The sequence below is a fragment of the Bacillus sp. ISL-4 genome (genome assembly GCF_018613275.1).
GTDB lineage: Bacteria > Bacillota > Bacilli > Bacillales > DSM-1321 > Peribacillus > Peribacillus simplex_E.
Map to the genome: position 1 here is coordinate 1 of NZ_JAGGQN010000035.1, position 16,718 is coordinate 16,718.

A 16,718-nucleotide genomic window follows, 5' to 3' on the forward strand; every position below is an offset into this window, starting at 1 on the left:
TACTCGTGAGTTTGGCGCGTTTACTCGTGAATTTGCGCTTTACTCGTGAGTTTGGCGCATTTACTTGTGAGTTTGCTCCTTTTACTTGTGAGTTTGGTGCGTTTACTCGTGAGTTTGCTCCCTTTACTCGTGAATTTGATGAAGAATACCATTTATAAAAAAAAGACGCCATAATTGACGTCCTCCTCATTCACTTTTTTACATGTTTTTTTAATACATACCCAATTTGGCTTCCTTTTTTCACTTTATACCATTCATCTTGTTGAGCCAGGATCGTTACGGCTTGGTCCCTGTATAGATTCCCGACCGTTTCAGATGATGCATTTTTATTTTCTTTAATATATAACTCGCTTGCTGTCACTATTCCCTTGGTCTTCCTAATGGAGACTTTCGTTGAAATGAATTTCTGATTGTTACTCTTATCCTTAGCGGAGATTGTCACCGTAAACATCCCGTTGGCTATATTTTTGAAATCCCAGGTTGCCGATTGCCTGCCTTTATTGAACTGCCTTTCAGAAAGGATGCCAACAACCTTACCTTTACTGTTCTTAATTTCCACTGTTACATTAGCGTTTTCATTAATTGTATAGGTTATGTTCGCTTTCTCGGTACTATAATCGCCCGATGTATTGACATCGGTTATTTTCGGTGCCGACGTATCTTTACTGACCTTAATCGCCATTGTGGCCAAGCCTTCATTCCCGCTTTGGTCCATTGCTGATATTTCTGCTTCATATGTACCGTTACTTACCGCTTTTGTGTTCCAGATTGCAGAATGGGTACCCTTTTTCATTGTTTGGTCACGGACTGGGGTAGCTAAGGCTTTCCCTTTACTATCTTTAATCGTGAGTGTTGCCACAGCATCTTCTTTTAGGGAGTATGTGATTCCAACCTCATCATTTAAATGATCCGTCTCCGCTTTCATGTTTACTGAATTCGGTTCCGCCTTTACGACAGGTTCCGTTTTAGATCCAGCACCTGGTCCATATTCCTTTTCTATAGTTGTGTCAGGGTAATAAAACCACAAAATCTCTTGATATGATTGGCCTGCTTCCGCTCTGTTTTTCGCTCCAAACTGACTTAGTCCGACACCATGCCCATATCCTGATCCTTTAATAGAGATTTTGGAAGGATCGGTAGATGAATGGTCAACCAAATAGCTTTTCATCAGCTCTTGCCCCACCATGCCCCTGATTTTGGAAGCCGCTACATTAGTAAGCTTAACCGTTTGTTGCAAAAGTTTCCCCCTGTCATCAACGAGATCCCTTACATAGAAATTCAGTTGGATGGAGCCTTTCGTTACACGGCCTCCCGTTTTTTCATCTGTAAATGTTAACAAGGGAATCTCCGTTATTTTAATATCTTTATTCGCATATCCATTATTCTTCAGCCAAACCTTCAGCTTCGGCACAACCGTTTTATCTTTTTCCTCTACACTTGCCCACCATTCTTCCGGTTTAGATAAATCCATTTTTGACAGGTCGATTTGCTGCTTGTCCAGCATTATTTCCCAATTGGTTTTCGAATCATAGAGGTCTTCTTTTATAGATAAATATGCAAGGGGATCGCCACTTGACCAAACATTTGAATTCGATTCGGTCATCCCTCCATTGCTAGAGGAAAAGAACGCTTCAATTATTTCGCCATCATGTTTGATTACCATGCCCTTTGTCTGTTCAATGGCTGAATTAGTTCGATAGTGACCGGCTGCCCCGCCATATACTTGGTAAGAAACCGTATCATCAATTATTGTGGATTGATGGCGAAGTGCATAAGTCCGGGCGGCAATCGCCTGTGCCTTTAAGGCTTCGGCATGCCATAGAGCGGGCATCTCCAACGGGACAACGCCCTTTAGATAATCTTCCATGTAAACATGATTGATTGGCCGGATGTAACCGTCCTCCGTTGTAAATGAAAATGAGCCAAGATACGGACGGCCGTTTATGGACAATGAAGCACCAGGGTTAACTGGCATAACCTTAAAGGAAGCATAAGATCCCGTTTTCTTAAAACCTTTGTATACGGCAAGTTTACCCGACTCCACTTTCAAAGTCAGATTTTCACCCGCCTTAATGAATATCTCTCCCCCTGAAGTTCGGTAGTCCCCGGTTGCCTTTATTTTGACACTGGTTCTATTCCCCAAATAATTCTTCAGTTTCACTTCCATCGTTGTATTCTCTTTTGCTGCCGTTGTTTCATGAGAAGGAAATGCAAAAAAAATGATAAAGAAAGCGATAAACAAATACCTTAAACTTCTCATTGCTTTTCATCCTCATTCCTATTCTATTTATCTTTCAAAGAATTTTGAATTAATCCTGTTCAATCCATTGGCATGGATAACGGCCTGGAAGATGTCACTGCTGCAGAAACCCCTGATGATTTCAGGACCACCGGGATCGCGGGCTTACTTGCAGGTACTCTTTTTACATTCTGTATGTACGACTCATTATCCTTCAAGTCCAGCTTTATTGTCTTAACAAAATTGGAATCCTCAACATGTGAAAAAATAAAAGCAGGACATGGAAGAAACCATGTCCTGCTTTTTAATGGTAAATGCTTGCTGCATTTTTACCCATTTCTGATGGATGACTTTTTTCTTTACTTCAAATACTTTTTCAACACCGGTTTCATATGATCGACAACGACATGGCTGCCGCCTCGTCCTTTTACATCTTCCATCATCCATGCCATGAGAAGTTCCGGGTCTTCTGTGTCCATGGCAACAAACCAGCCATTTTCTGTTCCGTCAGCATTTTTGGATGCCTTGATTTCGGCAGTTCCCGTTTTGGCAGCGATTTTGATGCCAAGATCATCTATTCCATGTCCGCTTCCCTTAGGATGTTCCACCACTTGTGTCAGCATCTTGGTGACCTGATTTGCTTGGTCTGCTGATATCGCATTTTCTTTCCATATTTTCTTTTCTATTTTATCTCCTGTTATTAACGAAGGTGTCAGGATGTTTCCTTCATTCAAGAAGGCTGAATAGGTCATGGCGAGATGCAGCGTGCTCATTTGGACTTGCGCCTGACCATATCCGGCATCTGCCAAGCGTCCCTCACTGTCGATCTTACCGATGCTCGATGCTTTGATTGGATAATCGTAATTCAAAGACTCATCAAATCCGAATGCCTTGAGTCCATTTGTGAATTTTTCCTTTCCAAGTCCCAAAGCTTTTTGAGCAAAGTAAATATTGTCTGAATAAATTAATGCCTTTTCCATATCGATTGGAACACCGGGGTCCGACACCCTTGTAATGGAATGATCTTTCCATGTCGATTTGGCCCACGTTTTCCCTTGGATATTGATCGACTCTTTCGGATCCACACCATTTTTCAAAGCGATTGCCGCAGTGATGGCCTTAATGGTTGAACCAGGTGCAAACGTCGAACTGAACCGGTTCAAAAGTGGTTTTTTCGGGTCCTCCTCAAGCGCTTTTTGTTCCGCTTTTGTTATCCCGAAAATATATTTATTAGGATCGAATGACGGACTTGAAACAAGTGCAAGCGTTTCGCCTGTCTTCGGATCAATTGCCGATGCCGATCCAGTTTCGTTCTTATATTGCTCGAAGATATCCTTTTGAAGCTCGGCGTCGATGGTCAAGGTAATGGTTTCTCCCTCTTCAGCAGGCTTTTCAGCAATCACTTTTTCTTCGCCATCTTCGGTTTTAATAAAGATTTTACCGCCAGGTTGACCTTTAAGCCGCTCTTCCAACACTTCCTCAAGACCTCGCTTGCCAATAACGTCACTTGCGGTATAACCTTTTCCTTTCAATCTCTCCAGATCTTCCGCCGATGCCTCACCGACATATCCAATTAGATGGGCAGTAGCCTCTTTATATGGATATATACGCTCTTCCGTATTATTGACAGATACACCGGCAATGCTCAATAGCTTTTCCAAGGTTGCGGCATTATCATTTGACATTTTCTTGATGGGCACGAAATAGCTTGGCTTTACCCATGATTGTTTTAATTTCTGATTCACTTCGTCGGTGGACATATTGAGGATTCCAGCGACCTTTTTAACCGTTTCGGAGTCGTTGGCCATTTTCTCTGGCACGATCCCCACTTCTGCTACCGTTCCATTCATGGCAAGGCCGCGTTCATTTCGATCGACAATTTCTCCGCGAATGGCTGGATACGATACAACCGATACCTTCTCTCCAGCTTTCAATTGTGGGAATATATAGCTTTCATCCCACTTGATGTACCAATTTTCTTCCTCGCCTTCCCCTTCCTTGACAAGTGTCGCTTTATGGTCAGAGCTGACAGCACCAGCCATAGTGGACATGCCAACGGTATATAAAAGGCTTACCTTTTCTCCATCTTTATGATTTTTCTCTTCTTTAGGCTGTTTATAGTCCACCTGTAATTGGTCGGCTTCTATGCCCGTATAGATTTTTTCATAACGGTTCGCAAATTCATCCGCACTGATTTCTTTCTTTGTCTCAGGTGACAGATACTCGTACATTTTTGCAAAATCTTGTTTATTCCAAAGCTTCGTGTATGCCGCAAAGCGATCTTCAGGACTTGGCTCATCCGAGCATCCGGCCAGAAACAATACGCTCATCAACAATAAGCTGGAAACTAAAACTAGTTTCTTCATGATTTCCTCCTAATGAATAGTTAGAATGATATACCTATAGTTTAGCAAAATATTAGGGGAATGGGGGATTTTGCATGCCGAATTTCTTCATTTTTCTAATTGACCATGTTTTTTCTAAAACAAAAGTCCTGTACATAGTGTACAGGACTTTTATATTAAAGCATTCTTTTTTTTCGGCTTTTTTTCTCTTGCAGCCATTTTTTCAAGAAGAAAAAGCCCAAGATGCCCGAAATGATTAGACCGCTTGTCGTAACAATGACAGCTACCCACTCGAATAAGGTGTAATTCATGTACGCTTTCCACGGCAATTTCCCTTTCCAATCTTCAATATATAGATTCATTCCGAATATCCCGGAAACAACCGTATAAATCGTTAATATTTGCAAGAGATAATTACTGCTTTTCCCAGACAGTTTATCTTGATTTTGATAAAGGTAGGAAAGTGTTTCCTTCACTTCTCTGTAGAGAGCGGAAATCCTGAAGGCTTCATCCGTTTTTTTGAATAGCTCCTTACCGATTGCCGTACTATTGACTTCAGTGAATAAGTACTTTGCAGAAAACTGAGTGATCATGAATATCAGCTGTTCCGTATCCGATTGATCTTTTTCCACATCTATCTGGGAATGTTCATGAGCCAATTTAAGCAGTACGATTTTATAATAGAAGAAAAGCAACACTGTATAAAAATGCTGGCCATACATTTCACTTGCCAGTTCCTGTTCCAATTTACCTGTCGCTTTCGTGACACAAGCGAAATGATACATGCTAGTTACATAATAGGTTTCCTTGCCCCACCTGTCATATACCCTTTCTTGATAATACTTTTCTATATAATCGGGGTTTAATGCGCCTATATATGGCTCACCATCATTGTCATACCCGTTCAGCTCACTGATGCGGAATAAATCATTTTTAGTGATATCACGATTCTCAGGGAATGCAGTATAGCTGACCACGTACATTCTTTCATCGATAAAGAAGGGCAAACTGCCAAAATAAGTCGGGTTCGCTTGTTCTTCATCCATATATTCCTCAATCGGCGGCAATAGTTCATTGAAGATGAAATCCTTCACCTGTTCATATTGATTTTCACGACAGCTTACTTTCGTTTTTTCTTCATCATCAGCAATTGGTTCGAGGATTCGGAATGTATCGCCAAAATAGAGCACATCATCATATGAAAGCCCTTCAGGCAAAGTAATGCGAAGATTCATCATGCCAATATGAAATGGGCATATGAAGATATCTATAGAGTTAATAATAAATGGGGTATTTAGATAGGGTGATTCGAAGGTACAATCAATATCCAGTTTTTTTGTGAAACGCCGCAAGCCTTCCTTCTGTTTTGCATTACCCGGAAATAAAATCGGCTCGATGTATGGCATGAAATACTTTTCCAATTTACGGTGAGAAACTTTATGGCCACCGTAAAATTGATTTTGTTGTTCCATATCTTTCAAGTTCAAAAAAACGAAATTGTCCTCAAATAACTTTTTCACAAACTTTTCAATCATATTTCCTTCAAGCGCAAATGGAAAAATGTACTGCTGGAAAGTTCGTTTTGTGGGATCATTCTTTACTTTCGCAACCATAAAATATATTCCTCCGATTAAACAGCGATAAACATAGGTTTAATTCATCTGTTTCTTATATTTACCCATGTATATACAAACAAAACGAAACATATTATAGAAATAAAGTGGACAAATTATCCATATAAAAAAAGATCCCCCAAGCAAGTGCTCGGGGGCCATCGAAAAGAGTTCTGCAACCCTCTTCACTTTAGGGTACTAGAAACTGATGTTTCTAATGAAAAATCCGATATTCGGACCATTTTAGCATTTATTTAAAGTATGATAAAACACAAAATTCCTCCATATTTAGGCATTACCGCTCATTATTATCTAATTTACCCTTATATACAGGGATTCCCAGAAGAAAATATAACTATAGGAATAATAGCGAAAATTTTTTTGTTCATTATTTTTTCTTTATCAACGTTTTAACTAATGAGAAATGGGTAAATAAAAAGAAGCAAAGGAGAGACATCATGAAAACCGATAGCAATAAACAACACTTTAGATTTTTTGAAAGAACAAATAACGTTAAACCAAGTGAACGGAAACAAATGAGCGATTTCATCAAAAAGAAGATGAATGCTCAAAACTCCCATTTAAATGGTAAAAACTCATGACGGGTTGGATGTCATGAGTTTTTATCGTTTAAAATGCGATTTCATTTCCCTGAAGGTTGTGCTTTACACATTTCTTGATACCGATTACATTCAAAAAATGTTTAATTTTCTTCATCGAGGTTGCCTGATATTCATCTACAATGGAAAACTCTTTAATATAAGCGATTTTTTCTTGTATATCTGTATCTATATGATCTTGGCTGTAATCTTTTTGATCTGATTTTTTGCATGTGTACACCACAGCTTCACCAATATTCCTGGTTGCCTTATCAAAATAAAAAGAAAACACAATGGCACATTCATCATCGTAAAAAGAGGGTTGAACTTTCATATTAATATCCATCGTTAAACTTACACCTCTCTCCGTTTTGTTATTTACACTATAACAAAATCATTAAAAGGAAATAGGCGTTACAAACTACGCTCACGTTTCTTCCGCACCTAACAAATGGACCTTACACTCCCCATTCATAGATAATTATAACTACAGGAATATGCGCAAAAGAATAATCATTTAATAATAATAAAAAAACATCTTCTAATGAAGATGCTTGAATGATTGATAGGGACGCTTCAGTACTTATTTATATAAACCTGGAAGTTCTGCGTAAAGGCCTGGTAATTCGCTTGGGACAATAACAAAAGCAGCGATGATAAGAAAAGATACGACTAATGCTTTAGTACTTTTTTTCATAGGTCATTCCTCCTTTTCTTTAAAAAAATATTGGTTAAAATAGAAAAAAATTCTATAGTTATATTTAACCACACTTCTTAAAACCATATATTTCGACTAAAGATTCTATTTAAACCGTTCAGGACCTGTACATACCGCTTTCACCGATTTTTCATGACAAAATATAACTCTAGGCATATTTTAAGGAGAATCAAAATGGATTTTTTTGCAGTTGGACAAAAGATCAAAGAGCTACGTAAACAAATCGGGCTTTCCCAGGAAGAGTTGGCATCCGGTATTTGTACACAAGCACAGATCAGCAAGATTGAAAAAGGCGATGTCTATCCATATGCATCCACCCTCTACTTAATTTCCCAACGTTTAGGCGTTGATGTGAACTATTTTTTCGATATTGGAATGACCCCTAGGCTGGATTATGTTGAAGAAGTGATTTATCAATTAAAAATAGCCAGAAGAACCCGAAATTATGAGGAAATGCAGCAAATTGTAAAGGCTGAGGAAAACAGTCCCCTCTTTCTTCAGAATAAAAAGAATCATCAATTGATTCTTTGGCACAAGGGAATATACGAATATGAAAAAAATAAAGATTTAGATAAAGCCATAGAATTCATTAATCAGGCCATCGCCATTACTCATACGACCGACAAAATATATTCGGAAAGGGAGCTTGAAATCTTAAGCAGCCTTGGTGTAATGTATGTTGCCGAAGAACAGTACGAAAATGCATTCGCCTTGTTAAGGAAAGCTTTAGATCACTTGAAAGCCTTACCCTTTTTGACGGATAAAACGCTAAAGACACGCCTATCCTATAATTTTGGCAGAGTGTTAACACGCCTGGTCCGATACGAAGAGTCCATTGCCTGCTGCCAAGATGCCATAAAGTGGTGCCTCGAACATGATCAATTATATGCTTTAGCTGATTTACACTACCATTTAGGTTACAATTTTGAACTCATAGGTAACTTTGAAGAAGCAAAAGAGTACTTGGAAAAGTCAGCGTTTCTATTCAATTTACAAAAGAATCATACCTTTGTTACATTCATAAACAAAAAGTTGGACAGTTGGAAGAATGAAATGAAAATAAATTAATTCTATATTTTTGGCCATTCCCACGGGAATGGCTCCAATTTTTTAAGGAATGTACAATTTGAACGTTGCCTCCAGGCACCCGCTCAAGTCAACTTTGTTTTAACTTTTATATAGAACCCCATTTGCCTACAAACTGAGCCATTCACCAGGAATATGTATAATTTCACACGCATCATTTTCAAAACCTCCATTCTACATTTTAAATTCCAAGCCAAAATGAAGTATAATAAAGAGATGCTTCAAAAAACGCACATTAATAAAAGGTTCCAGCCCCTCATCACTTAGTTTTGTGAAGCGTGATGAGGATGAAGGATTTCAGGCATGGTTAACGTTAATGCCAGTTATTCCTGTTTATATCCGAACCGCTTATATTCAAGGGGATTTTTGACGATATTGACTTTTACAGGGTTTTTATGAATATACGGTTGGAAGCAGTGATGGTTTGTTCGATTGAATGGATTAGAACGTAAAGAGAACGGCCATGGAAAAAGCCCGGCAATCGATCTCGGGATGTAATATATGCACCGCCCAAGAATAACCGGGGGCGGGATTACGATAAGTTAAAGAACTGATGGTTCATGATCATACAAAAAATATAAATTTTGGTAAACAGGGCTTGTCCCTGAAGGAGGAGAGTATGGAGCGGGAGTTGTTGTTAGTTGGGGAGCGGCTGGCGGAATTTTTGGAGGCCGGGGATCCGGAAGATTCGGATGTGGTGAATCAAGGGCTCCAGTTATACCGTCAGGGGCTCGTTGATATTAAAGAAGAAGCGGTGGATACGATTGCGGCTGAGGTACAGGATGGGACACGCTATAGGGCCAGGCTTAATCTGCTCTTCCCTCAGGATGGAAGCTGTACATGTGATTCAAGGTTCATATGCCGGCATCAAATGGCCGTTTTCTTTTCTGCATATTCTGAACACGCTAGTGTTTCCGAATGGCTGAGCGAATGGAAAGCACCAAAAAACACCTCAACTGCCCAAGCACTGCAGCAAGTTAAACGGGCAAGTGAATTACTTAAACAGGCGGCGGGGAATTCCATCATCTTAGATAAAAGCTACCCATCATGGAAGCAATTCGTCAATGATGCCTTTGCGGAACATGTCGAGCCCCATATAGGCGAGGCTACTTATATGATTGAAAATCATATACAAACTTACTTTAAACGCCTTAGCTCAAAAGCTCCAATGGAAAGGGAATGGAAGTTGCTTTATCATTTCGTTACGCAATTTTGCACGATGCAGCAGACACTTAGAATGATTCAGCTGCATAAAAGTGAGACGCAAACGATCAGGGTCTTTTATGCACTTGCCGTCGACCTGGCAGAAGAGCTGCATGAATCGGTACAGCCGCTTAGCAGGCAAGCGAGGCCCTTCGCCTTTGATCCCTTCGTTTTCAGCATCAAGGAAGATGTAGCTAAACTACTGGATGGAGGAGAAGGCCTGGAATACGAAAAGATCGACCTCTACCGGGAGATATGGAGCTACTTATTCTCCAACTCCTCATGGCGTAAAGAGGAACTGGAACGAATCAATAAAGAACTTCCCGACAAGTATATTGGCACCACTGAGAGGACGTCCTATTCCCTCGCAGCCATTCACCTATCCCTTTTGGAGAGCCATGATAAACAAGCGATTGAGCTTCTCCATGAATTGAAGAAGGAAGCCTGTCCATACATTTTTTATTGGCTGAATCTCCTGGCTGAATCTGACAACCGGTCACGTGCCATCCCTTTCATTGAATTCATCAATAATAATGTCCAGGAATTCCTTGCCGGTTTATCCGATTATTATAAACGCGTAGATTTCGTCCGAACGTTCACGACTTTAATTAACAGTTGCTGTTATAAATTAAAACGGACCGATTTGCTTGAGAAATTTTACAGGGCCACCCTTCCGCACAGCTATTGGAACTATGCAAATTTCCTTTTTGAACAAGGACAATATAAAAAATGGGTGGAGATGCATATTTACTCAGAAATCAGCATTGACTTAATCAGCAGTGAATCCATCAAAGAAGTGGTCTCAAAAGAACCGGAACTAATCCTGCCCCTTTATTATCATGCGGTCCAGGAAAAAGTTTCTTTGAAAAACCGGCCTGCTTATAAGCAAGCTGTCCGTTATTTGAAAAGGATGCGCACCATTTATAAAAAGAGCAAAAAAGAAGACGTATTCGATCGTTATATACTTTATGTAGCAGATTCAACCAAACGGCTTCGCGCTTTCCAAGAAGAACTAAAAAGGGGTAAGCTTATCGATGTTTAATCCAGGGAAATTAAAAATCAAAATAGCGGCTCTCGAAAACGGAACTTACGCCCTTGGTGTCGTCAATGAAGAGAATACCTTCCTCACTACGAATCATATGCGCAGGCTGTTATTCAACTGGGATGACGCAAGCTTTTATGGTACTAAAATGACTACGGATATAGTGGATGGAAATCAAGTATTCATTCTTGACGCTTGGGGACTTCTCAACTTTTTTGCTAGGGAAAGCTTTAACTCCTTCATAGAATGGGAATGGTCCGAGTTATCCTCCCTTTGCCTATCAGCAGCGCCCGTTCTTCATGAATCCATTGAAGCCGGAATCCCCGTACCGGATTTCACTAATCTTCAGTTGGACTCCATCGGCTGGAAGCTGCCGGAAGAAGTGGAAGAGGAATTCGTCCCTTCCTTTTGGGGAGAAGAAATATCTTTGGATCTCCCTTCACCTGAACTGGAAACAAACCGTACTTTTATCGAAAAGTGGTATAACGGTGCCGCTAATATGTATTTAAAAAACTATTCACCCATGCAGCATAAATGGAGTGAAGCCGTCGGGGCATTAAAGGATACACGACTTTCTCCCGAAGAATTGCAGGCCTTTTTTGACAAAGACAGCTGGCAGGAATGGCTCGGTACCCTGCCCGATCCCAAGCCATTCACCATAGGTCTCCGTTTAACTGAGCCTCCTGATGGCAATGGGCCTTGGATACTCGATGTTACCCTTCGTTCTAAAAGGGATGAGAATATCCTTGAAACATATACAGGAAAAAAACTGCCGCGCGGCTGGAATAAGTATGCAAGTGAAGTGGTGCGTGCTACGAAACGCTGGCAACTCGTCGTGCCATGGCTTGGGGAGAATGGCCGTCTGAAAAGGGAGATTTCGGAAACGGATGCATGGGAGTTTCTGACCGACGCAAGCGAAAAGCTCCTGTTTCTTGGCGTCGAAATTCTCCTTCCATCATGGTGGCTTGCCTTGAAGGAGTCCTCATTGAAGGTCAAGGCGAAAGTGAAGAGCCAATCGAACCGAGGCCCGTCTTATGTCGGGTTAAAAGCTTTAATGGACTTCGATTGGCGTTTCTCATTAAATGGCAAAGAGCTCACTGAGGTGGAGTTCGAAGAGCTCGTCAATGAAAAAAGGCGGCTTGTCTTCATCCGCGGCCAATGGGTCAAGCTTGATCCAGCTTTCATTAAACAAATTCAGGAGCTAATGGAAACAGCTAATGAAAAAGGCATCCAATTGACTGACCTGCTGCAGCAGGAACTGTTGAATGGCGTAAATGAAGGTGGCGATGACGATTCTGAAAACGACGAAATGCTCCGGATTCAATTTGAATTGAACCAGGAGCTCCGTAAAATGGTTGGAAAACTCCGGGAAACCAAAAACATATCCATCCTGCCCGTCCCTAATGCACTTCAAGGTGATTTACGCCCCTATCAAAAACTGGGCATGAGCTGGCTCCTTTTTTTAAGGGAGCATGGTTTTGGTGCTTGTCTAGCCGACGATATGGGACTTGGAAAAACCATCCAGATGATTGCCTACCTACTTCATGTGAAAGGCAAAGAAGGAGCGAGTAAAGAGCTCCCCGCTGCCCCCAGGGATGAACAAAAAAGTGAACCGATCATTGTAGTAGAGGATAGTAGCGCAGAGAGCAGTGATGAGGCTGAGATCATTACCACTGCCCCCGAATCCATCTCTGTACAATCGGCGCTCATCGTCTGCCCGACATCGGTCCTGGGCAACTGGCAAAAGGAATTGGAAAAATTCGCACCATCACTTAAAGTTCACCTTCATTACGGATCGAATCGTGCTAAAGGTGAAGCATTTACTAAACTGGCAGCCGATCATGATATTGTCTTAACATCATATGGACTGACCCACCAAGATGTGGCTGAACTGACCACCATCCATTGGAGCAGCGTTATCCTTGATGAAGCACAAAACATCAAGAATGCACAAACAAAGCAATCCAAAGCGGTCCGCAAGCTAAACGGCAGACATCATATCGCCTTATCGGGTACGCCGATGGAAAACCGTTTAAGTGAGCTGTGGGCGATTTTCGACTTCATCAACAAAGGTTATCTCGGAACGCTAGGTCAGTTTCAGGAAAAATATGTGGCGACCATTGAGCGTGATGAACAGAAGGATAAAATCAAGGAATTGCAGCGTTTGATACAGCCCTTCTTGCTTCGCCGTACAAAACGCGATAAAGAAGTCGCTCTTAATCTTCCGGATAAGCAAGAACAAAAGGAATTCGTACCGCTTACCACCGAGCAAGCATCGTTGTATGAACAACTGATAAAAGATACATTCACTGATATCGAACAACTGTCTGCCTTTGAAAGAAAAGGCATCATCCTCCAGATGCTGAATAAGCTCAAGCAGCTTTGCAATCATCCAGCTCTTTACTTAAAAGAGACGGAAAAGGAAAACATCATGAAGGCACCTAACCGTTCAGGTAAACTCGAGAAGCTGACCGAGCTTATCGATGCTGTCCGCGAACAGGATGAAAGCTGTCTCATTTTCACACAATATATCGGGATGGGCAATATGATTAAAGAATTACTGGAAAAACGATATGGCTTTGAAGTGCCATTCCTGAACGGGAGTGCGAACAAGAAGCAGCGTGATGAAATGATCACCCGATTCCAAGATGGGGAATTCCCCATCTTCATACTCTCGTTGAAAGCAGGCGGCACTGGACTTAATCTTACAGAAGCAAACCACGTGATTCACTATGATCGCTGGTGGAATCCGGCTGTTGAAAATCAAGCCACCGACCGTGCTTACCGAATTGGGCAACAGCGCTTCGTTCACGTTCATAAGCTAATCTGCACAGGGACCCTGGAAGAAAAAATCGACCAGATGCTTGATAAAAAGCAAGCCCTGAACGACGAGATCATCAGCAGTGACAACTGGATCACCGAACTTTCCACAGAGGAAATCAAGGACTTGGTTGCTCTTCAATAACCGGACCTCACGATATGAAGGGTGAATGAGGGCTGGTTGTTAGCTAATCAGGACCAAAAAAGGGGAGAATGCATATATGATATGCATTCCCCTTTTTTTATACATTAGCGTCCTGTAACTTTTAAACCCTTGAATACCAGGCATGGTCTAGTTCGAATACGTTTATATGATTCAAAAAAGCGATTTCACCATATAGAGAGCTGTGATCCAAATGATGATTGCAGAAATTTTATTTAATATTCCAAGGAATTTCCCGGATGTATCAACCCTTTTCAGCAATCGCCCCGCAAGACATAATCCATGAAACCAGCACCATGACACAAAGATGCACGTTATGGCGAATATCATTTTATCTTTCCCAGAATAAACAAGTGAGCTTGAACCGATTACACTATCGTATCCAAGATTGCATGCGGATTCAGTAATGAGACTGATAGAGTAAACACAATTTGCTTTTTGGTCGACATCTGCATGGATTGGGCATTTGACTGTGAATTCGATTTGGCAAACCAAATCTGAAAACCCATATACAATAAAAATATAACTCCGATTATGATTAATGTAAGGCGCAACCAATCATATTGCATGACAACCAACGAAACACCTAAAATAGCTAACAGAATGAGCACTGTATCACAAATTGCAGCTGTGATCGTTGCTGGCAATGCTTTTTTTATTGTAGGTTGGATTGCTCCTTGATTAAAAATGAATACATTTTGCACTCCCAACGGAAGTATCAGCCCTAATGCCAATAATAATCCATGAAAAAATGGCCCCATACGAATACCCCCTCCCTTCATATTCAGTATAATGAAAACAACAAAGGAATTAACCATCCAATTGGTTGGTTTTCAAACCAACCAATTTATAATGAATATAGAACATGAAAGGAGTGGTTTTCGCATGTTTATCGAATGGAGACCAAACCGGACTTCCGACCAATCACTTCACCAACAAATAGTAGATTGGGTCAAACAACAAATTACACGAGGGGAATGGCCGGTTGGTACTAAGCTTCCATCACAACGCTCATTGGCCGACTCATTTGGTGTAAACCGAAGTACCCTCATCACAGCCATAGATGAGCTGATTGCAGATGGATTATTGGAAACTAAGATTGGGTCCGGCACATTCGTTTCAAATAATACATGGAATGTGCTCGTCTCCAGCAAACAGCCCGACTGGAAAAACTATGTCCGGAATGGCCTTCATGAACCTAATTTAAAAACGATTCAGGACATTAATCAGTATGAAACGGACACCGCCATCATCAGATTGGGCACGGGCGAACTATCTCCAGCTCTATTGCCCACAAAACAAATCGAAAAGACGTTGCGATCCACTTCTTTTGATGCCCACTCATTAGGTTATTCCGAGCCCAAGGGTGATAAGAGACTTCGCCAATGTATAAGTGTTTATTTAGAAACAAAAGGGATCAACGCAAGTCCCAGCTCCCTCATGGTCGTTTCTGGCGGGCTTCAGGCACTCCAGTTGATTTCAGTTGGTTTACTTCAAAAGGGATCGTTGATTTTACATGAATCCCCTTCCTATTTAAATTCCGTTCACCCTTTTCAATCTGCGGGCATGCAATTAGTAGGTTTATCAATACAAGGCCGGGAAAGTATTCCGACACAAATAAAGCGCATCAATGGAAGGAAAAAAGCGTCACTGTTTTATACTGTTCCAACGTTTAACAATCCAACAAATACTACATGGACAAAAGAAGAAAGACTAAACCTCCTATCACTATGCAAAAAAGAACAGATTCCTATTATTGAAGATGACGTATATAGTGATTTGTGGTTTGAAAAAGAACCACCGCCGCCCTTAAAATCTCTTGATGCAGATGGCCTTGTATTGCACATTGGCAGTATGTCCAAAACTTTAAGCCCCGGATTGCGTATCGGATGGATTGCTGGCCCGATAACTGTGATTGAACGTTTAGCGGACATTAAAATGCAAATGGATTACGGTTCCAGTGCACTTTCCCAACACCTTGTGGCAGAATGGTTAGCAAATGGTCAATATTCAATGCATTTAGAGTGGCTAAGGCATGAGTTGATAGATCGCAGAGATTTTACATTAACCCTTCTCGATCAATATTTTAAGGGACTGGCTGAATGGCAAATACCTCAAGGCGGATTTTATATATGGTTAAAATTATGTAAACCCATCGTGAATCCAAACCTTTTCAAGCAAGCGATAAAGGAGAACATACTTCTTAATCCGGGATACATATACGAACCAAATAACCATACACATATACGGCTTTCATATTCATACGCCTCGAAGGATCAATTAGCTTATGGCATCCAAACCCTATCAAAGATCATTCGGCGGACGGTTTGACATTTTGAAGGATAGGAGACGCTCATCATATCGAGGAGCTGCCGTGGCAGCTCCATCCTTATTGAGTAAAGTAACTCATTGGTACGTTCCCATACCCTACATGTCCTGCAGTTCCAGAAGATGATATCAAGGATTAGCAGCTTTCATTTTTACGTTCCGCCCTTTTTGCTGGATGATGAAAAAAGAATGGTGATGGCCATGATTGATCATGATATGGTCGAGGATTGCAGTAAGCGCCTCACCCTTATTCAGCTGATATGTCCCTGAACTTTCCTCCATGATGATTTTTTCTTGGTGGGGATCATAATTAATAGATGTTTTAGCACCTCTTTCAAAAAATGAAAGGGTTACCTCATGCCATAGAGGAAAATCCTGATAGAGTGAATCTGAGCGGGGATCCTTTTCAAAGGGAGAATGGACGTGCTGAAGTGCATCAAAGAAACTCGGTTTTGTAAGATAAGACCTGTCGCTTCCTCTCCTTTCGAATTTCACTGTAATTCCAAGACCACCTACTTTATTGCTGGATTTCTTCTTATAATTCATAGATACCCTCCTTTTA

At 41.0% G+C, this 16,718-nt stretch carries 10 protein-coding genes and 1 pseudogene; 5 read left to right on the forward strand and 6 right to left on the reverse strand.

Features of this window, described 5'->3' with window-relative positions; genetic code table 11:
* Positions 1-190: 190 nt before the first annotated feature.
* The 3 genes from J7J00_RS19845 to J7J00_RS19855 all read right to left on the reverse strand — a co-directional run bounded on the left by J7J00_RS19845 (position 191) and on the right by J7J00_RS19855 (position 6,197).
* The gene (locus J7J00_RS19845; protein WP_214793910.1) at positions 191-2,260 is read right to left on the reverse strand and encodes a SpoIID/LytB domain-containing protein; all 2,070 of its coding nucleotides are present in this window, start codon (positions 2,258-2,260) and stop codon (positions 191-193) included.
* Positions 2,261-2,598: 338 nt separating this feature from the next.
* Positions 2,599-4,605: a penicillin-binding transpeptidase domain-containing protein gene (locus tag J7J00_RS19850; RefSeq protein ID WP_214793913.1), complete on the reverse strand. Its 2,007-nt coding sequence runs from the start codon at positions 4,603-4,605 to the stop codon at positions 2,599-2,601.
* Positions 4,606-4,760: 155 nt separating this feature from the next.
* Entirely contained in the window at positions 4,761-6,197 is a 1,437-nt protein-coding gene (locus tag J7J00_RS19855) for a hypothetical protein (protein WP_214793916.1), read from the reverse strand.
* Between the two features lie 458 nt (positions 6,198-6,655).
* Here J7J00_RS19855 and J7J00_RS19860 point away from each other — a divergent pair, with 458 nt between their 5' ends.
* A complete protein-coding gene (locus J7J00_RS19860; RefSeq protein ID WP_214793919.1) occupies positions 6,656-6,799 on the forward strand; it encodes a hypothetical protein in 144 nt (47 codons plus the stop codon).
* A 28-nt stretch (positions 6,800-6,827) separates the two neighbouring features.
* Here J7J00_RS19860 and J7J00_RS19865 read toward each other — a convergent pair whose 3' ends face one another.
* Positions 6,828-7,142: a hypothetical protein gene (locus tag J7J00_RS19865; protein WP_214793922.1), complete on the reverse strand. Its 315-nt coding sequence runs from the start codon at positions 7,140-7,142 to the stop codon at positions 6,828-6,830.
* A gap of 546 nt (positions 7,143-7,688) precedes the next feature.
* Here J7J00_RS19865 and J7J00_RS19870 point away from each other — a divergent pair.
* From J7J00_RS19870 to J7J00_RS19880, 3 genes are all read left to right on the forward strand, one after another.
* Positions 7,689-8,582 (forward strand): helix-turn-helix domain-containing protein, encoded by an 894-nt coding sequence (locus tag J7J00_RS19870; RefSeq protein WP_098371620.1) that lies wholly within the window; start codon positions 7,689-7,691, stop codon positions 8,580-8,582.
* Between the two features lie 637 nt (positions 8,583-9,219).
* Entirely contained in the window at positions 9,220-10,845 is a 1,626-nt protein-coding gene (locus J7J00_RS19875) for a hypothetical protein (protein WP_214793925.1), read from the forward strand.
* Complete coding sequence (locus J7J00_RS19880) at positions 10,838-13,810, forward strand: DEAD/DEAH box helicase (protein ID WP_286201488.1); 2,973 nt, start codon at positions 10,838-10,840, stop codon at positions 13,808-13,810. Before J7J00_RS19875 ends, J7J00_RS19880 begins: the two co-directional genes overlap by 8 nt.
* A 171-nt stretch (positions 13,811-13,981) precedes the next feature.
* Here J7J00_RS19880 and J7J00_RS19885 read toward each other — a convergent pair.
* Positions 13,982-14,589 (reverse strand): annotated as a pseudogene (locus J7J00_RS19885) (LysE/ArgO family amino acid transporter).
* A 124-nt stretch (positions 14,590-14,713) separates the two neighbouring features.
* On the opposite strand from J7J00_RS19885, the gene J7J00_RS19890 reads away from it, so the two are divergent.
* Positions 14,714-16,159 carry an aminotransferase-like domain-containing protein gene (locus J7J00_RS19890; RefSeq protein ID WP_214793928.1) on the forward strand — a complete coding sequence of 482 codons (1,446 nt, stop codon included), beginning with the start codon at positions 14,714-14,716 and terminating at the stop codon, positions 16,157-16,159.
* 126 nt (positions 16,160-16,285) lie between these two features.
* Here the strand turns inward: J7J00_RS19890 and J7J00_RS19895 are convergent, their stop codons facing one another.
* Positions 16,286-16,702 carry a hypothetical protein gene (locus J7J00_RS19895; RefSeq protein WP_214793931.1) on the reverse strand — a complete coding sequence of 139 codons (417 nt, stop codon included), beginning with the start codon at positions 16,700-16,702 and terminating at the stop codon, positions 16,286-16,288.
* Between the last annotated feature and the right edge of the window lie 16 nt (positions 16,703-16,718).

Coding starts and splice junctions, on each gene's coding strand:
- J7J00_RS19890 (WP_214793928.1), top strand. CDS start 14,714: ATGTTTATCGAATGGAGACCAAACCGGACTTCCGACCAATCACTTCAC.
- J7J00_RS19850 (WP_214793913.1), bottom strand. CDS start 4,605: ATGAAGAAACTAGTTTTAGTTTCCAGCTTATTGTTGATGAGCGTATTG.
- J7J00_RS19875 (WP_214793925.1), top strand. CDS start 9,220: ATGGAGCGGGAGTTGTTGTTAGTTGGGGAGCGGCTGGCGGAATTTTTG.
- J7J00_RS19880 (WP_286201488.1), top strand. CDS start 10,838: ATGTTTAATCCAGGGAAATTAAAAATCAAAATAGCGGCTCTCGAAAAC.
- J7J00_RS19895 (WP_214793931.1), bottom strand. CDS start 16,702: ATGAATTATAAGAAGAAATCCAGCAATAAAGTAGGTGGTCTTGGAATT.
- J7J00_RS19870 (WP_098371620.1), top strand. CDS start 7,689: ATGGATTTTTTTGCAGTTGGACAAAAGATCAAAGAGCTACGTAAACAA.
- J7J00_RS19845 (WP_214793910.1), bottom strand. CDS start 2,260: ATGAGAAGTTTAAGGTATTTGTTTATCGCTTTCTTTATCATTTTTTTT.
- J7J00_RS19865 (WP_214793922.1), bottom strand. CDS start 7,142: ATGGATATTAATATGAAAGTTCAACCCTCTTTTTACGATGATGAATGT.
- J7J00_RS19860 (WP_214793919.1), top strand. CDS start 6,656: ATGAAAACCGATAGCAATAAACAACACTTTAGATTTTTTGAAAGAACA.
- J7J00_RS19855 (WP_214793916.1), bottom strand. CDS start 6,197: ATGGTTGCGAAAGTAAAGAATGATCCCACAAAACGAACTTTCCAGCAG.